This window comes from Methylobacterium sp. J-068, from assembly GCF_022829445.1.
GTDB lineage: Bacteria > Pseudomonadota > Alphaproteobacteria > Rhizobiales > Beijerinckiaceae > Methylobacterium.
The window spans coordinates 1-4,154 of the sequence record NZ_JAKSXY010000053.1 but is presented as its reverse complement, the minus strand read 5'-3'; the positions used below and the strand labels follow the sequence as shown (position 1 = coordinate 4,154).

Annotated in this window: 5 protein-coding genes and 1 pseudogene; 1 reads left to right on the top strand and 5 read right to left on the bottom strand. The window is 60.4% G+C overall.

Features of this window, described 5'->3' with window-relative positions; all coding sequences use genetic code 11:
- The 5 genes and pseudogenes from MKK54_RS06160 to MKK54_RS06140 form a co-directional block, all read right to left on the bottom strand.
- Window positions 1-307: pseudogene (locus tag MKK54_RS06160) on the bottom strand (hypothetical protein); the annotation flags it as partial.
- A 4-nt stretch (window positions 308-311) separates the two neighbouring features.
- Window positions 312-1,502, bottom strand: coding sequence for a hypothetical protein (locus MKK54_RS06155; RefSeq protein WP_244009917.1), 1,191 nt, complete (start codon window positions 1,500-1,502; stop codon window positions 312-314).
- A 536-nt stretch (window positions 1,503-2,038) separates the two neighbouring features.
- A complete protein-coding gene (locus tag MKK54_RS06150) occupies window positions 2,039-2,791 on the bottom strand; it encodes a LexA family protein (protein WP_279597206.1) in 753 nt (250 codons plus the stop codon).
- Between the two features lie 426 nt (window positions 2,792-3,217).
- Window positions 3,218-3,478, bottom strand: a complete 261-nt coding sequence (locus tag MKK54_RS06145) for a hypothetical protein (protein WP_244009915.1) — start codon at window positions 3,476-3,478, stop codon at window positions 3,218-3,220.
- A gap of 54 nt (window positions 3,479-3,532) precedes the next feature.
- Window positions 3,533-3,835 carry a hypothetical protein gene (locus tag MKK54_RS06140; protein ID WP_244009914.1) on the bottom strand — a complete coding sequence of 101 codons (303 nt, stop codon included), beginning with the start codon at window positions 3,833-3,835 and terminating at the stop codon, window positions 3,533-3,535.
- Here MKK54_RS06140 and MKK54_RS06135 point away from each other — a divergent pair.
- The gene (locus MKK54_RS06135; protein ID WP_244009913.1) at window positions 3,822-3,998 is read left to right on the top strand and encodes a hypothetical protein; all 177 of its coding nucleotides are present in this window, start codon (window positions 3,822-3,824) and stop codon (window positions 3,996-3,998) included. The genes MKK54_RS06140 and MKK54_RS06135 overlap by 14 nt on opposite strands.
- The last annotated feature ends 156 nt before the right edge of the window (window positions 3,999-4,154 follow it).

Below are 4,154 nucleotides of genomic sequence, written 5' to 3'. Positions count from 1 at the left end.
CGGCGGCTTGGCTCGAACCGAGTGCCATGGAACGCTCGGCGCGACGCAGGACCCCGATGCGCTCCTGCAGGACGGGACGACTCCGGCGCTTGCGCTTCAGGGCGATCTCGGCACGGGTGCGCCAGGACGGATCGTCCGTCTGCCGTCCGAAGGCGAACTGCCCCTCAATGGCCAGGATCGCCTCGTCGATCTCGGCCAGGATGGCTTGCCCCTGAGTGCTGGTCTCGATGGCATCGAGGGTGATCTCGCTGCCATCCTGGAGGAGGATGGTGGTGACGCCCCGGAAAGGGGCAGAGGGGGCGTTCATCGGCTCAGCCCCATGTCCGAGCGATTTCGGCCAGCAAAGCAGGATCTTGAATGCGGCCCTCGCACGCGATCTCCTGTTGGATGCGCAGTGCAAGCCGATTGTCGCGGTCCCAATCGTTGATCGCAGGACGGTTCGTGATCTCAGTTGCGACGCGATCCATGAGGAAGCCGGCCCGAGCGTTCTCAAACTCCGCACGGCTGCCGTAGTGCGATCGAACGACGAAGCCCTGGGTCGAGCTACTGGCCACTGCGACGGGCTCACACATAGCCGCGCCCCACAATTCGGCCGCCGCTTTGAGCTTGTCATAGAAGGCGCTCAACTCGCTGATGCCCAGCCCCGACAGCCCAAGCGCATCAGCGTCCGCTTTGGCGAGCGCGAAGACGGAACCAGCTTTCGCGTTCTCAGTGCCGTCGCATAGCAGAGGGCTCTGACCGATCAGGCGCGAGATCGCCTGCTCGTCGTCATCGGATATCGAACACTCCATCGCATCGGCATATTCAACGGCGAAGCGCGCCAGATCGCGGCACCCGGCCGCTGTGAGGGGGACCGTCTGGAGGATAGTCGCATCGACGTAAGCCCAAAGGGCGCGGCCGGCGTCGCACCATTCCGGACGCGGGTCGAGGGTGGTCGGGTCCTGCTCGTAGATGTGATGGGCGTCGAGGTAGGCGCGCAGGAGCCGACGGGCTTCCTTGATCACGGACTGGATGGGATCGCCCTGCGGAGTGCTGACGGGACCTACGAGCCCACCGAAAATCAGAGCTTCGCCCAAGATGACCCGCATCAGGCGGGCATCGTCCGTCGGCTCCTCCTTCAACGGATGAAACCGGTCGAGGTCGGCAAGCATCAGATGCGCCTTGCCAGCGAGGTCCCGAAGCCCGGCCGAAGGCGTTTCGATCGCGCGCCGAAACACCGCGTTCCAGCGGTCCATCTCGGCCTCGCCCTCCTCTTCGGTCAGCGAGCCCGTGTTTGCATCCCAATGATCCAAGCGGGCCACCTGTTCGATGCAGACGTCCGCGAGGTCGGTCATCTCAGAGCGGGGCTGGGCTGCCGCCCCCCGCTCGGAAGCGATCGCGCGCGTCGGAGCCTGCAGCAGGCCGGTGATCGCTGCATCCAGCGCAGGCTCGTGATCCGCTCGAGTGTCGACCTCCTGCGCAGCGGACATGCGGGTGCTATCAAGGCAGTTGCCCTGTTCCATGGTTTCAGCTCCTGGGTTCGGGGAAGGCCCTCGCTGGTGTTGCAGCACTGGCGGGGGCCGCTTGTGTCGAGTGGCGCGTAGCGCTCACCCGAAACCTCGTGGATCTCGTGTTCTTGGTTGGATGACGACCGGTGCGCCGCGCCGAGGCTAAGTTGAGCTTAGCCTTCCCTCGCGCATCGACCCTAGATCGCTGCCAATCGACGGCTGTCTCCCGAAGGCGCGATGATCGAGAGCGGGGTGGGTGTTCGATACCCACCGCTCCGGCTTCGATGCGTAGATCGAGAGACCGCTGAGGGCGCCGAGGGTGTCGGTGGAAGCAACACCCTTCCGGTGTGCGAAATGACGGGGGACGACCTGCGCCATCGCTCAGCCCTCCATACGGAAGGCGAGACGGCCTGCGAGCCAAACTACGGCAAGGCTGAAGATCGGGAGGAAAGGATAGGCCTGAACGAGCATCGGGGGCTCCACCGGGTGAGGCGATGGATGCAACTATGCATGGATCAAGCGAACGATCAACGAAAAAATGCATTAATGCATTATGGGAGAATTGGATACCTGATGACGTAATTTACGATGCCGATCACCCTTGTGGCATCCGTACCGGGAAGAGATTCAAGTTCGATTGGAGTTTGGAACTCCTTTTTTCTGTTTGCGCACTGAAGAATCCACGAATTTTTCGATCTACGTAGCATGCGCATCGTAAGCTCGATGAGCCGTCCATCCTCACTTTTGCGTTCTACAATTACCGGCATTCCATCTAGGTTTGCGGTTTTGTATGAGTTCCATCTAATACAGAATAAATAGTCATTAAATGATGCTATTGGCTCAACGTGACTATCGGCAATATAGACGGCAAAGCATTCACTTGCTGGTTCGTGACTGCTAGTAAGTAATATACTTGGGAAGAAATCGACTATGTGAATCCTTGCTTCATACCATATGCCGTATCCTGCGCGTCCGATGACCACCGTTGATTTATGTGGCTCGTTATCTCCCCCTGGATCCTTCCAAATTTCGGGATCATAAGCTCCGGGCTTTAGGAGGGCCAAGGTTTTTGACGCAAGATCGGCATTTTCAAAAAATGGCGCTAAGCTTATTCCTGTATGTTTTGCGATTTTCTCCATAGTACTAGTTGATAAATTGAACTTATAATTCGAATTATTTAGTGGCCTAGTTAGCGTCGTCGAGGATATACCGACAGATTTTGCCAATGCGCTAGGTGACATGCCTGTCTCGTCTAGGACATGGCGTAGGTACAATAAGGTGGCAGATTCGCCCTCGGTTCCCATAGGGCCTCCCCGTTCAGTTTTCAGCTACCACGCGGCTTAGCAGAGTGATGCGAAAAAGCATCATGCATTACCGCTTGCGCTGTGTGCATTAAAGCATCATGATCCCCGGATGCTGATCGCTGACGAGATTCGATCGATTGAAAGCCGACTATCGCAAGCGCACGAGCCGCTGAGCTCGCTGCTGCGTGAAGCGGGGATCAACCGAAGCACGTGGACACGATGGCGATCAGGAAAAACTAGTCCTCGGCTGATATCATGGGTCGCGGTGCAGGCCGCCGTCGCCAAGCTTATAATTACCGATGTCCCTACACTCAAAGACATAGGGAAGCTCCACCCTTCCACGGGCACACACGTTCCGACAACGCGCCCGCGGATCATCGGAATCAGGATCATACGGGCATGAGTCGTTTCATGCTCCCATGTGTTTTACACTGGTACGACCCGCCATGCCTTTGTCTGCTCGGCCAGAGCGGCGAAGGATCGGTTCAACTCGCTCATCCCCACCGGGACGATCTCCAGGGTCGTGACCATCTCCGCGTCGACCGTGACGGTAATGTTCACGATGCAGCTGCCGCGGGTGCAGTCGAACGCGATGTCGTAGAGTTTGTCGCCGATGGACGGGCAGATCGTCCGCTCGATGCCATCCAACTCGATCTCAAACAGGTCCTCGTCCGGCGCTTCGGCCATCGTCGTCTCCTCGTCGGGATGTCGAAATCTTCGGATCGGCATAGCCGGGACCCTTCAGCCTTCCAGGCGCATCAGCGCGTTCGCGATGGCGCCCAGCAGGGCGGCCGCCGGCCCGCTGCGGGGGGTGTGCGCCTGCTCGTAGAGGCAGTTCGCCAGCCGCTCCCGCACGGCCGCGCGATCCTGCGCCGGCAGCACCGCAATCAGGTCGACGCACAGCACCGCCAGGGCGTCGCCCAGGGTGGGCAGTGCGGCTGCGGCGTCGTCTCCATTCCCGCCGGCCGGAGGTAGCCCCGCCATGCTGCTCAAGGACTGGATGCGGACCAGCGAGATCGACGATGCCGGCTTGGCCGAGCGCATCGGCGACATCTCCGTGTTCGGCGTCCGCAAGCTCCGGTTCCGGCAGAGGGGCCCTTCCATCCGGGTTGCTGCCCGGATCGAAGAGATCACCGGTGGCATGGTCCGGGCCTCCGACCTTGAGCCTGTGAAGTCCGCCCGCGTCGTTGCGGAGGCCTCCTCGTGACCTCCGCTCATCATTCCACCAGCGACACCGATCGCCCGTCCGCGGCTGCCCGCCAAGACGTTGCGTCCGGTCCGATCGATGTCGCTGTTCCCGCCCATGCTCTGCACGCTGTCGCCTCCTGTCCGTGGACGATTCCAATCGACCACAGGAGGCACC